At 69.3% G+C, this 17,234-nt stretch carries 17 protein-coding genes, 1 tRNA gene and 1 pseudogene; 15 read left to right on the top strand and 4 right to left on the bottom strand.

The window, feature by feature from the left end; genetic code table 11:
- The first annotated feature begins 214 nt into the window (after positions 1–214).
- Together BIU89_RS15435 and BIU89_RS15430 are read left to right on the top strand one after the other, a co-directional pair.
- On the top strand, positions 215–2,383 hold the full coding sequence (locus BIU89_RS15435) for a hypothetical protein (protein ID WP_139179267.1): 2,169 nt from the start codon (positions 215–217) through the stop codon (positions 2,381–2,383).
- Between the two features lie 54 nt (positions 2,384–2,437).
- Positions 2,438–2,510, top strand: a tRNA-Val gene (locus BIU89_RS15430).
- A gap of 47 nt (positions 2,511–2,557) precedes the next feature.
- Here BIU89_RS15430 and BIU89_RS15425 read toward each other — a convergent pair.
- Positions 2,558–2,914, bottom strand: a complete 357-nt coding sequence (locus BIU89_RS15425) for a putative quinol monooxygenase (RefSeq protein ID WP_071248173.1) — start codon at positions 2,912–2,914, stop codon at positions 2,558–2,560.
- 172 nt (positions 2,915–3,086) lie between these two features.
- Here BIU89_RS15425 and BIU89_RS15420 point away from each other — a divergent pair, with 172 nt between their 5' ends.
- On the top strand, positions 3,087–4,019 hold the full coding sequence (locus BIU89_RS15420) for an AraC family transcriptional regulator (protein WP_071247998.1): 933 nt from the start codon (positions 3,087–3,089) through the stop codon (positions 4,017–4,019).
- Between the two features lie 8 nt (positions 4,020–4,027).
- On the opposite strand, the gene BIU89_RS15415 is transcribed toward BIU89_RS15420, so the two are convergent.
- Positions 4,028–4,867 carry a helix-turn-helix transcriptional regulator gene (locus BIU89_RS15415; protein ID WP_071247995.1) on the bottom strand — a complete coding sequence of 280 codons (840 nt, stop codon included), beginning with the start codon at positions 4,865–4,867 and terminating at the stop codon, positions 4,028–4,030.
- Between the two features lie 100 nt (positions 4,868–4,967).
- On the opposite strand from BIU89_RS15415, the gene BIU89_RS15410 reads away from it, so the two are divergent.
- Positions 4,968–5,939 carry an SDR family NAD(P)-dependent oxidoreductase gene (locus BIU89_RS15410; RefSeq protein WP_083404415.1) on the top strand — a complete coding sequence of 324 codons (972 nt, stop codon included), beginning with the start codon at positions 4,968–4,970 and terminating at the stop codon, positions 5,937–5,939.
- A gap of 137 nt (positions 5,940–6,076) precedes the next feature.
- On the opposite strand, the gene BIU89_RS15405 is transcribed toward BIU89_RS15410, so the two are convergent.
- Positions 6,077–6,583 (bottom strand): MarR family winged helix-turn-helix transcriptional regulator, encoded by a 507-nt coding sequence (locus tag BIU89_RS15405; RefSeq protein WP_071247992.1) that lies wholly within the window; start codon positions 6,581–6,583, stop codon positions 6,077–6,079.
- Positions 6,584–6,683: 100 nt separating this feature from the next.
- Between BIU89_RS15405 and BIU89_RS15400 the strand changes: the two genes are divergently transcribed.
- From BIU89_RS15400 to BIU89_RS15365, 8 genes are all read left to right on the top strand, one after another.
- A complete protein-coding gene (locus tag BIU89_RS15400; protein ID WP_071247989.1) occupies positions 6,684–7,643 on the top strand; it encodes a pseudouridine-5'-phosphate glycosidase in 960 nt (319 codons plus the stop codon).
- Positions 7,640–8,332: an HAD family hydrolase gene (locus BIU89_RS15395; protein WP_083404414.1), complete on the top strand. Its 693-nt coding sequence runs from the start codon at positions 7,640–7,642 to the stop codon at positions 8,330–8,332. The genes BIU89_RS15400 and BIU89_RS15395 overlap by 4 nt, the downstream gene beginning before the upstream one ends.
- On the top strand, positions 8,329–9,018 hold the full coding sequence (gene upp / locus BIU89_RS15390; RefSeq protein WP_071247985.1) for a uracil phosphoribosyltransferase: 690 nt from the start codon (positions 8,329–8,331) through the stop codon (positions 9,016–9,018). Before BIU89_RS15395 ends, upp begins: the two co-directional genes overlap by 4 nt.
- Positions 9,015–9,929, top strand: a complete 915-nt coding sequence (locus BIU89_RS19000; RefSeq protein WP_071247981.1) for an EamA family transporter — start codon at positions 9,015–9,017, stop codon at positions 9,927–9,929. Before upp ends, BIU89_RS19000 begins: the two co-directional genes overlap by 4 nt.
- Before the next feature lie 26 nt (positions 9,930–9,955).
- Complete coding sequence (locus BIU89_RS15380; RefSeq protein ID WP_083404412.1) at positions 9,956–13,735, top strand: non-ribosomal peptide synthetase family protein; 3,780 nt, start codon at positions 9,956–9,958, stop codon at positions 13,733–13,735.
- Complete coding sequence (locus BIU89_RS15375) at positions 13,735–13,965, top strand: tautomerase family protein (protein ID WP_071247975.1); 231 nt, start codon at positions 13,735–13,737, stop codon at positions 13,963–13,965. Before BIU89_RS15380 ends, BIU89_RS15375 begins: the two co-directional genes overlap by 1 nt.
- A 21-nt stretch (positions 13,966–13,986) precedes the next feature.
- On the top strand, positions 13,987–14,625 hold the full coding sequence (locus BIU89_RS15370; RefSeq protein WP_071247972.1) for a 4'-phosphopantetheinyl transferase family protein: 639 nt from the start codon (positions 13,987–13,989) through the stop codon (positions 14,623–14,625).
- 189 nt (positions 14,626–14,814) lie between these two features.
- Positions 14,815–15,057: a hypothetical protein gene (locus BIU89_RS15365; protein WP_071247969.1), complete on the top strand. Its 243-nt coding sequence runs from the start codon at positions 14,815–14,817 to the stop codon at positions 15,055–15,057.
- A 47-nt stretch (positions 15,058–15,104) separates the two neighbouring features.
- On the opposite strand, the gene BIU89_RS19070 is transcribed toward BIU89_RS15365, so the two are convergent.
- Complete coding sequence (locus BIU89_RS19070; protein WP_260678857.1) at positions 15,105–15,260, bottom strand: aldo/keto reductase; 156 nt, start codon at positions 15,258–15,260, stop codon at positions 15,105–15,107.
- A 394-nt stretch (positions 15,261–15,654) separates the two neighbouring features.
- Here BIU89_RS19070 and BIU89_RS15355 point away from each other — a divergent pair.
- The 3 genes and pseudogenes from BIU89_RS15355 to BIU89_RS15345 form a co-directional block, all read left to right on the top strand.
- A pseudogene (locus BIU89_RS15355) lies at positions 15,655–15,861 on the top strand (winged helix-turn-helix transcriptional regulator); the annotation flags it as partial.
- Positions 15,862–16,007: 146 nt separating this feature from the next.
- Positions 16,008–16,673 (top strand): hypothetical protein, encoded by a 666-nt coding sequence (locus BIU89_RS15350; RefSeq protein WP_139179259.1) that lies wholly within the window; start codon positions 16,008–16,010, stop codon positions 16,671–16,673.
- 62 nt (positions 16,674–16,735) lie between these two features.
- On the top strand, positions 16,736–17,176 hold the full coding sequence (locus BIU89_RS15345; protein WP_071247963.1) for a hypothetical protein: 441 nt from the start codon (positions 16,736–16,738) through the stop codon (positions 17,174–17,176).
- Positions 17,177–17,234: the final 58 nt, after the last annotated feature.

The following is a 17,234-nucleotide window of genomic DNA, read 5'->3' as shown; positions in this document are numbered from 1 at the left end:
AGCCTCGGGCTAAACCATTCGCGTCGGCCACTCCCGCCACTGCGCGGGCATGCGGCTGAAATGTCACCTTCTGGACGTCCGGCGTCGAACCTGACAGCATGGGCGGACGCTGTCGGAGGGGGACGAGCAGATGGATGGTGCACGACCGGGGACGGGTGTCGCCAGCGCGGGACCGACCGAGACCGCGGTGCGGCGGCAGTACGGTCCGCCACCCGTGCCGTCGATCGCGTGGAGCGGGGGCCGCGCGGTGCTCGCCTTCGTCGTGCCGTTCGCTGCCGGGCTGGTGCTGGCCGGGGTGGTGCTGTTGCTCGGCATCCGGGGTGGTCGAGTCGCCCTGGTGAACGGTGCGTTCGTGGCGCTCGACGGGGCCGGGGTACCCGTCGCCCTGCTCGCCATGGGCACGTTCATCGCGGCGCTCGGGCTCGGTTTCGGGGTGACCGCAACCACCGTGGTCATGCTCGCGGCCGCAGACGACGCGGTGGCGGGGCCGCGCGACGCCTGGCGGTGGTCGGTCCACCACCGGTGGCTCGTCGTCGACGCCGCTCTCGTCGCGTTGGTGGCGGTGGCGGCGGGGACAGCCACCGCTGTGTCGTGGCGGGCAGGTGGATGGGGCGCCGTCGTGATCGTCGTGCTGCTGGTGCTCGGTGCCGTCATCGTGGCGCCCCTGCTGCTCGGCTGGGCGTTGCTCGTGGCCGGTGTGCCCCGTCGATCGGCCTTCCGTCGTGCCTGGGAGTCTGGTCGGGTCGTCGTCCGCGGTGGACACGAGGCGACGGCGACGCCGCGTCGTGCGCTCGTCGGGGGAGCGACACTGACGACGGTGCTCGGGGTCGGCGTCCTGCTGCTGCTGCGCCTGTTGCCGCCGTCCGCGCTCCGGAGCAGCGTCATCGTCGCCTGGTGCTGTGTCGCCGTGACCGGACTGGTGCTGCTCGTCGTCGCGATCGCGGTGCGCGGCGCCGCAACGCGGAACGAAGGCGGTCGACTTCGGTCACCACTTGTGGCGGACTCGGCGGCCGGGGAACGACGGGCGAGTCCCGGCCTCATTGGAGCAGCGGCGTTGCTCGTGCCGGCGGTGGTGTTCGCGGTGGTCGTCTCGAGCAACCCGCTCGGCGCCGTGCAGTACGACGCAGCGTCGGTCGCTGCGCGCGCCATCTCCGGTGGAGACGTCGCCGACGTCACGGGGCAGACCGCTGTCGTGAGTGCGCCGTACACGCCTCCGAGCAGCCTTCGGATGTGTGGACAGGCGTCCTGTGACGGGGCCATGGAGATGCCCAGCCGGACACTCGGATCCGCGGTCGGCAGCGCGGGCGACGGCGGGTTGCTCACCGCCCAGTGGAAGGTGCGGTTCGACGGCGAGGAAGCGCAGCAGTACGAGCTCGAAGTCGTGCACTCCCGGCCGGACCAACTCGATGCGGCGAAGTCGGACGGTGCCGCCTGGCCCGCGGGCAGACGGGCGGAGAAGCGCGACTCCGCCGACGAGGCACCGGCCGTGGATCGCCCCGAAGGGCGTCGCACCACGGTCGCCGCCGTCGACATCGTTGAGACCGACCGGGACCGCGTCAGCTACTGGATGACCGACGTCGCAGTCGCGAGTTCCGGCGACCGGCCGGTCGTGGTCGGGATCGCCCGCGGCGGTGAACCGGAAGGACGCTCGCACCTGGTCGCCGTGTTCTGCGAGGACGTGTCCTGCGTCGAACACACGGTTCGGCAGGTGGCGCTGCCGTGGATCCCGCCGCTGGACCACCAGGGCGTGGACGTCGCCGTCGCGCCGGACGGCACCGCGGTGGTCTCGCTGGTGTCGGAGACCGACGCTCGTTCGCCGACCTTCACCGCCCTTCGGCTGGTGTCGTTCAGCCCGGACGGTGGCCAGCCCGTCGTCCGCGACCTGTCGCACGCGATCCCGCCGGGGGAGCCGGTCCGGGAGTGGGACGAGGCGTACGACGCGCGGGTGGCGATCGGCGGCGACGGGAACCCGGTCGTGCTCGCGCGGTCGAACGGTGTCTCGACCCAACGGCTGACGTTCTGCGCGGATGCGTCGTGCTCGTCTTCGTCGCACACGGACATCACGCCGAAGGGGCCGACGAGCCTCCTTCCGGCGTTCGTCATCGACCGATCGGGGCGGCCACTCGTCGCGGTCCGTGACGAGGAACGCGGCACTCTGGGACTGCTCTCGTGCCGTGACGCGCGGTGCACCAACTCCGAGCAGACGACGATCGCCCGGTTCCCGCCGGTGCAGGACGAACGGTCGGGCACCAGCACGCTGGCGATCGGCCTCAGTGCCGACGACACCCCCATCGTGCTGTCGGGGGGCGTGTCGGAGGACCGGGACGAGGACGTGCAAGGACTCGTGATCCGCTGCGACCGACCCCGGTGCGGGGTGTCGTGACGTGCCCGCTCGGTTCGACGACGATCGAGCGCTGACGCCCTAGGATCGTGGTGAGGGCCTTTAGCTCAGCTGGTAGAGCGCCACGTTTACACCGTGGATGTCGTCGGTTCGATCCCGGCAGGGCCCACCGAGCCACCGCTGGCCGGTCTCCCACCAGGACCGGCCAGCGATCAGTCAGTCGCTGAGGGGCGACAGCCATTCGGCTTCGAGGTCGCCTTCGACGAGGTCCGCGAGCTTGCCGAAGTAGTCCTGCATGTGCGGCTGCTGCACGTGGCGCGCGATGTCCGCCCCGGAGGACCACCGCTCGTAGAACGCGAACGCCCCGGGCTGCTCCTTCGTGGTGTGCACCGAGTACTGCTCGTAGCCGTGCTCGGATCGCACCGCGGGGATGATCGCGCGGATCGCGTCTTCGAGTTCCTGCTCCTTGCCGGCCCGGGCGCGGGCGAACCCGTAGACGGCCACCGGGGTCGTCGAGGCCAGGACGTCGGCGGGCATCAGGCCATCGGGGACGGCGTCTTCGGTCGTGCTCATGGTGACTGCTTCCTTCGTGTGGTTGCCGTCCCGAACGAGTGCTCCGGACGTCGCCAACGCTAGGAGCGGCCGGTGGGACGTTCAATGACCCTGAGGACCAGGTTCATGTCCGCGAGGACCATCCGGAATCGTTCCCTGGTCCATCCGGGAAGTCCGGCGTACATTCGTCGAAGTGGACGTCCTCTCCGAAGTGCTCGACGTCTCCGGAGTCCGGGGGAGTGCCGGCGCCCGGATCGCGGCCGCCGGAGACTGGGGCGTGGAGTGGGTCCGGGATCGCGACGCCGTCGTCTACGCGGTCACTGTCGGTGTCGCCTACCTGACGGTCGAGGGCGGGGCCCCGAGGCTCATGACGACGGGCGACGTCGTCGTCCTCACCACCGGCGCCGCCCATGCGCTCTCCAGTGCGCCCGGCGTCGGCATCCACTCCTGCGACGTCGCGGCCGCCGACGAGGCACGCCGGGGTGGTGGCCTCCTGCGCCTGGGTGACGGGGACGAGCAGACGCAGATCCTGGGCGCTTCGTACGCGCACGACCCCGCTGGATCCACACCGGTCTTCGCCCTGCTTCCTCCGGTGATCCACCTCCGAGCACAGCAGCTCGACGCGAGCCTCGCGGACATCGTCCGACTCATCGGGCACGAACTCGCTCGTCCCGGCCTCGCGACCCACCTCGTCCTCGATCGTCTCGTCGACGTCCTCCTCGTCGCGATCCTGCGGACCTGGCTCGCCTCCTCGCCAGAACCCGGCGCCTTGTGGTGGGGAGTCCTCCGCGACCCGCTCCTGATGCGGGCTGTCACGAGGATCCACGAGGCTCCCGGTCACCCCTGGACGACCGAGGCGCTCGCACGTGACATCGCGACGTCGAAGCAGACGCTGGTGCGCCGCTTCCGGACGTTCGCAGGCACCACGCCGGGGGAGTACCTCACCCGCTGGAGGATGGACCTCGCAGCGCGTCGACTCCGTGACACCGACGACGGCCTCCAGAAGATCGCCGCCGACGTCGGGTACACCTCCGTCTACGCGTTCAGCCGAGCGTTCAGCCGTGAACGGTCGCTCCCGCCCGGGCGGTACCGAACGGTCGCCCGCGCAGGTGAGCGCCCCGATTGACGGGAGCACTACTCGCTGATCGTCGATTCGCTCGCCGCGCCCATGGAGAGCAGGATCAGCGCGCGCGCCGTTGCAGAGCCGGCCTCGCAGCCGTAGACGACGAGCTGCAGGCCGGGTGACCCTTCGACGGCGAAGGTGTGGGCGTCGAACTCCAGCCGCCCGACCTCCCCGTGCGCGAACTGCTTCGCGGTGGTCGTCTTGCGCCGTACCCGTTGCGTGCTCCACCGTTCGGCGAACTCCGGGCTGGCGTCGTTCACTTCCTCGATGAGACGGAGGAGGCGCGGGTCGCTCCCGAACTCCGCGGTCGCCGCCCGCAGGCTCGCGACGGTTGCGTCGGCGGCGCGGGTCCAGTCGGCGTGGAAGTGCCGCGCCGTCGGGTCGAGGAAGGTCATCCGCACGAGGTTGTCGAACCGTCCGAAGGGTGCGTACACCGCACGGGCCAGGGCGTTCGCGGCGAGGATCTCGTGCGCGGGGTCGATCACGAAGGCGGGGTGTGTCGACCACGAGTCCAGCAGCTGCCCGAGAGCCTGCGTCACCGACGTCGCCACGCGGGGGACTCGCGGGGAAGCAACCAGTCCTGCCAACGCGAACAGGTGGGCGCGCTCGTCGCCCTCGAGCTCGAGCCCGTCGGCGATGCCCTCGAGCACGGCGGCGCCGGGGCTCACCTCCCGCCCTTGCTCGAGGCGTGTGTAGTAGTCGACGCTGACGCCACCCAGCACCGCGAGTTCCTCGCGGCGGAGCCCGGGAACCCGGCGGACACCTCCGCCTGGCAGTCCGAGCGACTCCGGGGCGAGGCGGCCGCGGACGGCGCGCAGGTACGCGGCGAGGGTGAGGTCGTCGGCGGGCACGGGACCAGGGTAGGTGGCAGGAGTTCCGTCTCCCTGGTCCTGCCGCACCCCGGCAGGACAGGGCGATGGTCCGGGACTGCGCGGCGTCGAGGCTGGGAGCATGGACACCAGCAGCGCATCCCAGCCCGTTCACCCCTACCTCGGCCTCTGGGTCACCGCCGATGGCCGCATCCGCCACGAGCTGCGGCCCGACGGCCGCTACGTGGAGGCCCGAGGTGACCATGAGGCGGCCTACGTAGGCGCCTACGAGGTCGACGGCGACCACATCGACTACCGAGACGACACCGGCTTCACCACGGACGGCGACTTCAGGGACGACGTCCTGCACCACGCGGGCATGGTGCTGCACCGACGGAAGGTCGTCCTGGTGACGGGCGCCTCGAGCGGCATCGGGCGCGCGACGGCCATCCGTCCCGCCGCGGCCGGCCACCCCGTCGTGCTCGGGGCCCGGCGCACCGACCGGCTCGACGAGCTCGTCAGCGAGATCGAGGCGGCGGGTGGCACGGCGATGACAGTGCCGCTCGACGTCACCGCCCTCGTCTCGGTGCAGGAGTTCGCGGCTGCCGCCCGGGCACGCTTCGGCCGGATCGACGTGCTCGTCGCGAACGCCGGCGTGATGCCGCTGTCGCCCCTTGCCGCAGGTCTCGTCGACGAGTGGGACAGGATGATCGACGTCAACGTCCGCGGCCTCCTCCACAGCGTCGCGGCGACACTGCCCACCATGCTCGCGCAGGGCACGGGCCACGTCGTGACGATCGCGTCCGTCGGCGCCTACGACGTCTCGCCCACGGCTGCCGTCTACTGCGGCACGAAGTTCGCAGCACGGGCGATCACCGAGGGGCTGCGTCAGGAGTCACCGCGTGGAATCCGTGTCACCACTGTGTCGCCCGGAGTCACCGAGTCCGAGCTCGCCGCAACGATCACCGACGCCGCCGCCGCCGCAGCGATGGTCGTCTACCGTGCCGAGTCGATCTCCGCCGACGCGATCGCCCGCGCCGTCTCCTACGCGGTGGCCGAGCGACCCGATGTCGACGTGAACGAGATCGTCGTGCGGCCTGCGGCCCAGCGTTGAGTTGCTCCGCAGTGTCGCAGCGAGCGAGCAGCGAGAGGCCGACCGGGCGGAACGTCGACACGCGGGTGGAGGGAAGTGGGTCGGCTAGCGGATCACGTCTGTCTGCCGGTTCGGTCGTCTCCGCAAGGTCCTGCAGGTCACGGCTGACGGCCGCCGACGTCACCGAGGCCTTCGAGGAACTTCCTGAGAAGGCCGATCATCTGCGACCGCTCGTCGTCGTCGAGCGCCGCGAGCAGGGCCCGCTCGTTCTCGACGTGGCTGACGAGCGCGTCGTTGACGGTTGCCAGGCCTTGTGACGTGAGGGTCACGATCACGCTGCGGCGGTTCTCGGGGTCGGTCTCTCGAGTCACGAACCCTTTCGCGACCAGCCGGTTGAGGCGGTTCGTGATGGCGCCGGATGTGACCATCGTGCTGGCGAGTATCTCTCCGACGGTCAGCCGGTGTGGTGTGCCGGCGCGGCGGAGCGCCGCGAGCAGGTCGAACTCACCCGGCAGGAGGTCGTGTTCGGCGAGGACCGCGGCGATGCGCCTGTCAAGGATCGCTTCCGCGCGGCTGATGCGTCCGATCAGAGCCATCGGGCTCACATCGAGTTCCGGACGTTCCTTCGCCCACTGCGCGAGCACGCGATCGACAGCGTCGGGCATCCACACTCCTTCACGTTGAACTGTTTGACATCAACTCTACGCTGCCTATACTGACCAACGTTCAACAGTACGACGTTGAGAGAATTGGGGGGACGAGCGGATGAACAACAACGCGAGGGGCACCACTCGAGGCGCGATGGAACTGCACCTCGGCGACGAGGTCGCCGACGCACTCGCCGACGGTGCTGCCGTACTGGCACTCGAGTCGAACGTCGTCGCCCAGGGGCTGGCGTACCCGAGGAACCTCGACACTGCGCTGCGGGTGGAGGAAACGGCGCGGGAGGCTGGCGCCGTCCCCGCGACCACTGTGGTCCTCGACGGTGTCGTCCGCGTCGGCCTCACCCGAGAGGAACTCGAACGGGTCGCGTCCTCGCCGACACTGCCGAAACTCTCCACCCGAGACCTCGGCGCGTGCCTGGCACGCGGCGGCACCGGCGTGACGACGATCGCTGCGACCATGGCCATCGCGGACCTCGCCGGCATCGCCGTCGTGTCATCTGCGGGGCTCGGCGGCGTGCATCGCGGTGCGAGCGAGAGCTTCGACATCTCCGCAGATCTGCCACAACTCGTGCGCTCCAAGGTCATCGTCGTGTCCGCAGGAGCGAAGAAGATCCTGGATCTGCCAGCCACCTTGGAGTACCTGGAGACAGCGGGCGTCCCCGTCGTGGGCTACCGGTCCGATGAATTCCCGGCGTTCTACTGCGTTTCCAGTGGCCTCCCGGTGCCACACCGAGCCGACGACATGTCAGAGATCGTGCGAACAGCACTCAGCCACTGGTCGATGCGGGACAGCGGGGCGGTCCTCGTCACGCACCCGATCCCCGAAGCGGACGCACTGCCATCCGCCGAGGTCGACGCAGCCATCGACGAAGCGCTCCTCCGGGTGGCATCGGAACGCGTCAGCGGGCAACGCGTCACCCGGTACCTCCTCGACGCGGTGGACGACGCAACGCAGGGGCGGGCGAGCACAGCGAACGCGGCCGTCCTCATCAGCACCACCACGATCGGCGCGGAGACAGCAGTCGCGTACGCCGAAGCAACGAGGGAGCCGCGGTCGTGAACGCGGTCGAAGTGGTCCTGTTCGACCTCGACGGCACACTCATCAACACCCCTCCCGCCATCGCGGTCGCGCTTCGCGCGGCGGTCGTCGACACCACCGGTACGGAACTGGACCTCGCCAGCATCATCCCGCTGATCGGCAGACCGTTGCCGGCACTGTGCGGGAAGCTCGTCAACCGGGACGAAGACGACCCGGTGACGACCGCTGTCACCGCCGCGTACCAGGACCACTACCGGCGCGACATCGTCCCGAACGCGAAGAACCTGCTGTTCCCCGACGTCGCCGCCGGCGTCGCGGCGCTGGCAGCGGACGGGAAGCAGCTCGCCATCGTCACCAGCAAGAACCACGGTGCCGCGGAACTGATTCTCGACTCGGCCGGCCTCCTTCCGTTCTTCGACGTCATCGTCGGCGCTGACGACGTCCGAACCCCGAAACCCGCGGCGGACGCTGGCCAGCACGCCTTGCAGTTGCTCTCCGCGAACCCGGTTGCGGCAGTGATGGTCGGGGACACCGCCGACGACATCCACATGGCCGACGCGGTCCCCATGCGGTCCATCGGGGTGACCTACGGGGCGACCAGCGCAGCGGCGATGGCAGCCCTGCACCCCACCTTCATCGCGAACAACTTCCCGGCGGTCGCATCGGCGCTCGCCTTCGACTCCACTGCGAAGGATGCGGTCCACTCGTGAGCAACCACAGCACCGAAACGCTCGACCGGCCGACAGGAGCTGGCCGTCAGGTCCACGAACTCGCCCGCACTGACGCCCTCCTGACCCTGCACGCGGCAGCGCGGGACGCCGACGCCACCCATCTGGAGTTCGTCCTCACAACGCAACGGATCATGCGGCTCCTCCTCGAGGACGCACTCGGCAGGCTGCAACACACGGACAGCACCCCGACCACTCCCATCGGCGCTCCGTTCCCCGGACGCCGCCGAGTCCAGCAGGAGACCTTCGCCGTGTCGGTGCCACGGGCAGGCGACGCCCTCGAAGCGGAGCTGCGGGCGATCGTCCCGGATGCGCGGCTGGGGAAGATCCTCATCCAGAGGGACCCCGACCGGAAGGTCCCCGTCTTCCACTGGAGCAAGCTGCCGGACGGCCTCGCCGGCAGCGAGGTGCTCCTCCTCGACCCGATGATGGCGACCGCGGGCACAGTGAAGATGGCGGTCAGCGTCCTCGCTGCTGCCGGCGTCCGGCCAGCGGACATCATCCTCGTCAACTTCCTCACCTGCCCTGAGGCGCTCGAGAGGCTCTTCGACGAGTACCCGGAGATCCGCGTCGTCACGAGCTTCATCGACGAGGGGCTCACCGAACAGGCGTTCATGCGTCCCGGTATCGGAGACTTCGGCGACAGGTACTACGGAACGTACCGATGACCGCCCCCGCGAACACGCCAGCCATCGGTGTCGCTGGCATCACCGCGGCAGCCGCAGTGGCACCCATCGTCTGGGGAACCACCTACGTCGTGACCACCCAGCTGCTCCCCGCCGCCCACCCGATGACCGCCAGCGTCCTCCGCGCGCTGCCGGCGGGGCTGCTGCTGCTGGCGATGCGGCCCGGCATCCCGCCTCGTGGCTGGCGACTCCGGACCGCGGTCCTCGGAATGCTCAACATCGGCTGCTTCTTCCCGCTGCTGTTCATCGCCGCGTACCGCCTTCCCGGCGGACTCGCGTCGGTCGTCGGCGCACTGCAACCCCTCATCATCATCGCGTTGACGCTGATGCTTCGATGGGGGAGACCGTCGCTGGCACACCTGCTGTGGGGCATCGTCGCCCTCCTCGGAGTGTCCCTGGTGTCCGTGACCGGGGGAGCGTCGTTCGACCTGCTCGGCTTCGGCGCGTCCGTTCTTGGCACCGTGTCGATGGCGTCCGGCATCCTCCTCACCCGTCGGTGGGGCACCCCACCGAACACACATCCGCTGAACTCCACTGCCTGGCAGCTCATCGTCGGTGGTGCTGCCATCATCCCGCTCATCCCTGTCTTCGACCGGGGGCCGTGGGACCCGACAACGGGCGGCCTCGTGGGGTACGCATGGCTGACCTTCGTCGGCGGGGCGCTCGCGTACAGCCTGTGGTTCCGAGGGGCTCGGACCCTCGCTCCCACCGGCATCGCACTCCTCGGTGTCCTCAGCCCGGTCACCGCAGCCGTCCTCGGCTGGGTCGTCCTCGGGCAGGCACTCACCCCCGTGCAGATCATCGGGTTCGTCGTCGCGCTCGGCGGCTCGCTCGGCGGGCAGCTGACACCGGCGTACAAGCCACGCGCCGCTCTGCGCCAAGCCATCTCGTAAGCACCACCGTCAGGAAGGGGAATCTGATGGCAACACTCACATCGGTCGCTGCATCTGGGGACGCAGAGACACTCACCGCACTGCTGCGAGCCGCAGTCGAGGAGAATCCTCGGAACGCTGCGGTCATCGACGGTGACACCACCGTCACCTTCGCGGATCTGTGGACACATGCGCACGCACAGGCGACGCATCTCATGAAGTCCGGTGTCCGCCCCGGCGATGCCGTGGGGCTCTTCCTGGAACCAGGTGCCGGACTCATCACCGCGGCTTGGGGTGTCCTCCTCGCCGGCGCCGCGTACGTCCCATTGGCTGTGGACTACCCCGCGGAACGCATCCGGTACATGATCAACCACTCGAAGCTCGAGCACGTCATCACCGATGAGCGATCCGGCGCGGCCGTCCGGAGGTTGACGCCGGACACCGTGCGGGTGCACAAGACGGGCGACCACGCTCTGTCAACCGTCAACCCGACGGCGGACCAGCACATCTCGAATCCCGCCGGACCCGCGTACGTGATCTTCACGTCCGGTTCAACCGGGAAGCCGAAGGGCGTCGTGGTTCCGCATCGGGCGATCAGCCACCAGATGCGGTGGCTCGCCCAGGAGATGACACTCAGCAGCTCCCGCGTCCTCCTCAAGACGCCGACGAGTTTCGATGCCGCGCAGTGGGAACTCCTCGCAAACGCCACCGGCGGAACCATCATCATCGGCCCCGCCGGCATCCACAGAGACCCGGCACGGATCGCGCAGTTCGTCCACGCCCAACGGGTCACGCATCTGCAGTGCGTTCCAACACTGTGGCGCGCACTCGTCCGAGAGCCGTCGTTCACCGCCAACGACACGCTCACCCACGTGTTCAGCGGCGGCGAGGCGTTGACGAACGCTGACGCGCGAGAGCTCGTCGACGCGGTACCCCGCGCGGCGCTCATCAACCTGTACGGCCCGACCGAGACGACGATCAACGCCACCTTCCACCGGGTAGGCCCACGCGACATCGACGATGTCCAGTCGGTGATCACGATCGGACAGCCGGTACCCGGCTGCACCATCCATGTCCTGGACGACGCACGCCGACCCGTCGCCGCCGGAGACGTCGGCGAGCTCGTCATCGGAGGCCCCCAGGTCGCATCCGGGTACAAGAACGACCCGGAGCGAACAGCGGAACGGTTCATCGACATCGACGTCGATGGGGAACGCACGCGCGTGTACGTCACCGGGGACCTCGTCGCCCAGCACCCGAACGGGGACCTGCACTTCCACGGCCGCGTGGACGACCAGGTGAAGATCAACGGCCACCGTGTGGAGACGGAAGAAGTCCGCCTCGCCATCGAACAGCATCACTGGGTGCGCTCCGCCGCGGTCGTCCCCTGGACCGACCCACGCGACGGCCTCGCGCGCCTCGCCGCGTTCGTGGAACTCGACCCGGAAGAGGCCGCGGTCATGGACGCCGACCGTGCTGGACAGCATCACCGGTCGAAGAAGGGACACGACCAAGTCCGGGCACAACTCGCCGCGCTCAAGCGCGACAGCGCCCACTCGCCATCGGACGAAACCGCCCTTCCCACCGCGAACGGCACCCCCGAACAGCGGAAGACGGCGTTCGCCCGGAAGACGTACCGCTTCTACGACGGCGGCGACCTGACCAAGGACGACATCGCCACGTTCATCGCCGACTCCCGGCAACCGGAACCGGCCGTGCCGCCCGCGCCGATGAACGTCGAACGCATCGGACACTTGCTCCGCTGGTTCGGGCCGTTCAGCAGCAGTGAACGGCTCCTTCCCAAGTACGCATACGCGTCCCCTGGCGCCCTCAACGCCACCACCATCTACCTCGAGGTCGTCGGCGTCGACGGCATCGACGACGGACTCCACGAGTACCACCCCGACACCCACGCGCTCCAGCAGGTCGGAGCAGCGCCCACCGAGACAGCACCCGGACTCATCCGCGTGCAGCTCGTCGGTGACCGCGACGCGATCGAAGCGGTGTACGCCACGAACGTCGACGAGGTGCTGCACTTCGAAGCAGGGCACATTGCTGGCCTCCTCGACCACGCGTCCGCCGAGCTCGGCTACTTCACCCACCACCGCACCCCGGTGCAAGATCCGCGGATCTCCGACACCCACCGGGTCTGCACCGCCGTCATCGACCTCCACACGGAACGGCCGGCTCCGGACGACTTCCCGGTGCGGACGACAGTGCAGCTCCACAGCAACGTCACCGACGGACGCGCCGGAACCTACGATGTCGGGCCGAACGGCCTGGAACGTGTGAGCGCGGACGTCATCGAACGACGGCACGTCATCGCCATCAACCAGGAAACGTACGACCGGTCCAGTTTCGGAGTGGCGATGTCAGTGCCCGCCGGAGCAGGCTGGCGTGGTTTCGTGGAACTCGGTCGAACCCTGCAACGACTGCAGATGAACTCATCCAACATCGGACTGATGTCGGCGGGGTACTCATCGATGACGGGACGTGACCTGCCATCCGCTGTTCGCTACCGGAGCATCGTCGGAGGTGACCCTCTGATGTACTTCGCTGTCGCCGGGGCGGTGTCCGACGGGCAGGTCGAGTCGGTCGGCATGCGTGAAGACTCCGTGCACACGCGCGGTCCGGAGGAGATCCTCCGCGACGATCTCCGGAAGACCCTCCCGTACTACATGGTGCCGTCACGGGTCACCGTCACCGACAGCATCCCCGTGTCCAACAGCGGGAAGCACGATCGATCCGCGCTCATCACCACGATGGAGACGACCGTCGCACCCGCGGTGGAAACGGTTCCACCAGGAAGCGACGTCGAGGGGCGCATCCTCACCCTCTGGAACGAGGTACTCGGCGCCGAGCAGCACTCCGTCACAGCGGACTTCTTCGACGTCGGTGGGAACTCCCTCGACGCGGTGCAACTGATCAACCGCATCAACCGGGAACTCCGAGGGACGCTCCCGGTGCAGACCGTCTTCGAGCGGCCCACGGTCCGCGCCCTTGCCGCGGCGCTGAGCGCCGACCCGCCCACGTCCAGGCTGATCAAACTCGCCGACGGCTCAGGGCAGCCCTGCATCATCTGGCCGGGCCTCGGTGGCTACCCGATGAACCTCCGCGCGCTGGCGAAGCACCTGTCTTCGGAGTTCGCCGTCTACGCCGTCCAAACCCATGGGCTGAACGTCGGAGAGACCCCGTACCCGACGCTGCAGGAGATGGTCGACCGGGACGTCGCGCTCCTCGGCGGAGCGTTCCCCGACCAGGACCTGACCCTCGCCGGCTACTCGTTCGGCGCTCGAGTCGCGACCACCGTTGCCGCCGCCCTGCAGCGGGGAGGACGCACGATCAGTCGGCTCATCCTCGTCGCTCCGGGTTCACCGTTCGTTCCGGGGCTCCACGTCACCCCCGGCGACCGGTTCACTGACCCGTACTTCCTCAGGATGGCGTACTCCGTCTTCCTCGGGCGGCTCCCGGACGCCGACGCGTCAGGACGCCTGGACACGATCACCGACGAGGGGCACTTCCTTGCCGCGTTGCAGGCATGGCGGCCCGATCTCGACACCGAACTAGCAAGGAGGATCCTGCGGGTCGCATCGACCACGTTCCAGTTCCGGGCAGCGCCAGCCCCGGACGTCACCGGGCTGCTGGAGAGCTTGGAAGTGTTCACCGCCACCGGGGACAGCCCGTCGTTCCTCCGAGCAACGGAGACGACCCTCGAAGACGCTGGTCGGCTCTGCCACCTCCCCGTCGACCACTACACGATCCTCCGTGACCCGACGGCAGCGATCATCGCCGAACTGCTCGGCGACCGACAACTGCAGGAGGGTTGATGCCCCACTTCAAGATCTGGCACTTCCACCCAGAGCTCACCGATGACCAACGGCAGCGTCTCGCGGCTGCCCTCGAGACCGTCGCGGTGGACATCCTCGGAACCTCGCCGAGCGCTGTGTCCGTCGACGAGATCGGCGTTCCGGAGGACGCTTGGAAGGCCGACGTGTTCGACGTCGAGATCCTTCCGCGCCACGAAGACCTCGTCCGCAAACCGGGCTACTCCATGTGACGGCCAGGGGCGGCGGCAAGTGTGAACGGATCAGGCTCCCTTGCCGCGGCCCTCTTCGAGAACCACACGGCGACCGACGAGACCTTCGGCAACCGAACTGACCTCGAACTCTTCGAACAGGAAGAGACGACCCTCGCGTACGCATCGCCCGAACGCCTCGCCGAGTTCCGCACAGCACGGTCCTGCGCACGAGAAGCCCTCCGGGCGCTCGGCGAACCCATGACCAGCATCCCCGTCGGCGTGGACCGTGCGCCTGTCTGGCCGGCAGGAATCGTCGGAAGCATCACCCACTGCGTCGGGTACCGGGCCGCGGTCGTCGCCAAACGCGAACACGTCCTCGCCGTCGGCGTGGATGCCGAACCCGACGCACCCCTGCCGCCCGGGGTCGCAGAAGGAACCCTCACCGCGGGGGAGACCGCAGCAACCCGTTACCTGTCGGCCGGCACCAACTGGGACCGCCTGCTCTTCAGCGCCAAGGAATCCGTCTTCAAGCTGCAGACCCAACTCCAACCAGCACTCCACATCGCGATCACCGAGGTACACGCAGACGGAACGATCCAGACCACACCCGGGCTGCCTGGCGTGCACATCGACGTCAGATGGGTCACCGGGTCGGGCCTCATCGTCACCGCGGCGACTGCCCGCCGTGTGCAGCAGTAGCCAGCGGCAGTCCAGCTCGAGAAGGACGAGACGCTTCCGGTGACGGCAGCGAAGGGAAGCGTCCGCCGGCCAAGTCTCGATCGGCCTCCTCTCCGGGACCGCTGCGCCGGACGACGACGTCCCCAGAACTGCGCGAGACGCCACCAGCAGGCTGACGGAGGCGTCGGGAGGAGCGGTAGCGTCACCCCCATGACCGAGACGAAGCAGCGCACCCTGCTCGAACGGATGATCGGGAGGCCCCTACCGTGGCTGGCCTGGACGTGGGTGGTCCTCGCCCTGATCTGGCTCGTCCTCGCCATCGTCGAACCGTCCGGGTTCCACACCACCATGGCGATCGTCTGGATCATCCTCGCCGCCCTGCAACTCGCGTCGGTGTCCTTCACCCGCAGGCAGGAACGGAACCGTGCTCGAAACGCGGCCGAGGACTCGTAGCCGACCCGGTGTCGGACGTCGCGTGTGCGCACGCCCGGCACCGCGGATCACCCCGCGATCTGGTCGAGCTGCCGCACGTCGTCCTTCGACAGTGTGATCGTTGCACCGGCGATGTTCTCGCGCAGGTGCGCCACCGACGACGTGCCCGGGGTGAGCAGTACGTTCGGGGAACGCTGCAGCAGCCAGGCGAGCGCGACGGACATCGACGTCGCTCCGAGCCGGGTTGTAGCCGTTCTGCACGCGTCCGGATCTCGTCCGGCTCCCGGGCGGCCAACCGCCCTGCGCGTCCCCGTCGCCCGCCCGCCTTGGTCGCGATGAGCAGGTCGGACCGGTAAGGGGGCAAGGCCTCGTGGATCAGGTCGTTCACGACCCGCGGGCCTTTCGTCTGGGAGGTGTCGACGTGGGTGATGCCGCTGGCGACTGCTTCGCGGAGCACCGCGATCGCGCCGTCGTGGTCCTCCGGCGGGCCGACGACCCAGGGGCCGGCGAGTTGCATCGCGACGTACCCGAACCGGCTGACGACGCGATCGCCGAGTGTCCAGGCGCCGCCGGGGAGTCCTGCGGTGATGGGGTCGTTCATGGGGGAGTCAGCTCGCGCGGGTGCTCGCCGGGGTGAGTCCGAAGATGCTGACGGAGACGCTCCGGTCCCTCGAGCGCGACGGCCTGGTGGCACGGACCGCGATCGCGACGGTCCCCGTGTCCGTGACCTACGAGCTCACCGGACTCGGGCTGTCGCTGCACGAGACCGTCCGTCAGCTCAAGCGCTGGTCGGAGGCCCACCGTGACGACGTCGCCGCACACTAGGCACGGTTCGACGTCACCGAGTGACACGTCGTCAAGGGGCGTCCTCGTGGTGGCCGCGGTCCTGGGCGCACCACCGCTCCGACCCGTAGGCTCCAGACGGACCCACCGGTGCACGGGGCGCACGGCGGGATCCGAGGGGGAACCACATGTCCATCACATCCAGGATCACCACAGCGGGGACGGCGACCGTGATCGTCGCGCTCGCACTCTCCGGCTGCGCCGGGACCGGCACCACGGCACCGGGAGTGGAGCGGGCCACACCGCGGTCGTCGGCACCGACACAAGCGCCGACCCAGGCACCGACGGAGACGCCGACCGCGCCGGCCACCGTCGACTCGGCCACGAAGGACCTCACGTTCGAGGACGGCGACGCGCTCTCGGCGAGCACGCTGCCCGCGTTCGGGCTCCAGGTCTCGGCACTCGACGGCTGGGAGCAGACCGGCGAGGACCAGACCACCGGGTCGCGGGAGTACACGAACACGGACGGCTCCGTGGCGACGATCACGCAGCAGCGGCTGACCGACCTCGACCCGACGATCGGGGACCGTGCCGCCACCGAGCAGCTGTTCACGGCTGCGGGGCTGCCGGCCGACCGGCTCGAGGAGCAGCTCCTGCCGACGATCACGGGCGGCACGGCGCAATTCCTGTCGATCGCCGGGCACAACACGGACGGGTCCTGGTCGGCAACGGTCGCGCGTGCCTTCGCGAAGCCCGGAGCGGCGCTCATCGTGAAGGTCCGGACGACCTCGCAGGATGCGCTCCGTCCCGACCTGCACGACATCCTGGTCAACGCGCAGGTGGTCGTCGCCTAGCGAGCCGGTGCGACGGGGGCGCCGCGTCGGGCCGCCGGGACGGGTCCCTATGCTGAGTCCTCGTGCGCCGCTCCGTCCGTCTCCTGACCGTCCTCGTGATCGTCACCCTGTTCGCCGTCGGGGTCCTGTCGGCGGTGGTGTTCATCCAGCGTGTGCTGGCGGATCCGGCGAGCGACGTCGCCTGGGTCGGCACCGTCCGGGCGACGGGGTTCATCGTCATCGGGGTCATGCTGACACTGCTCGGACGGCGAGCGATGCCCGCGGCCGTCGACGCGGTCAACCTGCCCGCCAGCGCCGGTCCGGTGCGGCCGCTCACGGTCGTCGTGTGGGTCGTCCTCGGCGCCACCATCTACTCGATCCTGCGCGGCTGGACGGTGATCGTCCCCGTCGCGGCCGTCGTCGGTGCGATCGTGGTGGCGTTGCCGTTCGTCGAACGCTTCCTGGACGCGGCGCTGGCCCGGCAGGCTGCGCGAGCCGACGCCGACGCCGACGCCGACGCGTGAGACGGCACGCGGGACGGACGTGAGACGGTCACGAGACGGGACGGGAGGCCCGGTGCCA

This window comes from Curtobacterium sp. MCBA15_005 (genome assembly GCF_001864855.1).
Lineage (GTDB): Bacteria > Actinomycetota > Actinomycetes > Actinomycetales > Microbacteriaceae > Curtobacterium > Curtobacterium flaccumfaciens.
This window is presented reverse-complemented; position numbering and strand designations above follow the sequence as displayed.

Bases quoted from the DNA above. Each gene is read 5' to 3' on its own strand.
- BIU89_RS15365 (WP_071247969.1), top strand. From the start codon at position 14,815: ATGACCGAGACGAAGCAGCGCACCCTGCTCGAACGGATGATCGGGAGG.
- BIU89_RS15405 (WP_071247992.1), bottom strand. From the start codon at position 6,583: ATGCCCGACGCTGTCGATCGCGTGCTCGCGCAGTGGGCGAAGGAACGT.
- BIU89_RS19070 (WP_260678857.1), bottom strand. From the start codon at position 15,260: ATGTCCGTCGCGCTCGCCTGGCTGCTGCAGCGTTCCCCGAACGTACTG.
- BIU89_RS15350 (WP_139179259.1), top strand. From the start codon at position 16,008: ATGTCCATCACATCCAGGATCACCACAGCGGGGACGGCGACCGTGATC.
- BIU89_RS15410 (WP_083404415.1), top strand. From the start codon at position 4,968: ATGGACACCAGCAGCGCATCCCAGCCCGTTCACCCCTACCTCGGCCTC.
- BIU89_RS15400 (WP_071247989.1), top strand. From the start codon at position 6,684: ATGAACAACAACGCGAGGGGCACCACTCGAGGCGCGATGGAACTGCAC.
- BIU89_RS15375 (WP_071247975.1), top strand. From the start codon at position 13,735: ATGCCCCACTTCAAGATCTGGCACTTCCACCCAGAGCTCACCGATGAC.
- BIU89_RS15380 (WP_083404412.1), top strand. From the start codon at position 9,956: ATGGCAACACTCACATCGGTCGCTGCATCTGGGGACGCAGAGACACTC.
- BIU89_RS15425 (WP_071248173.1), bottom strand. From the start codon at position 2,914: ATGAGCACGACCGAAGACGCCGTCCCCGATGGCCTGATGCCCGCCGAC.
- BIU89_RS19000 (WP_071247981.1), top strand. From the start codon at position 9,015: ATGACCGCCCCCGCGAACACGCCAGCCATCGGTGTCGCTGGCATCACC.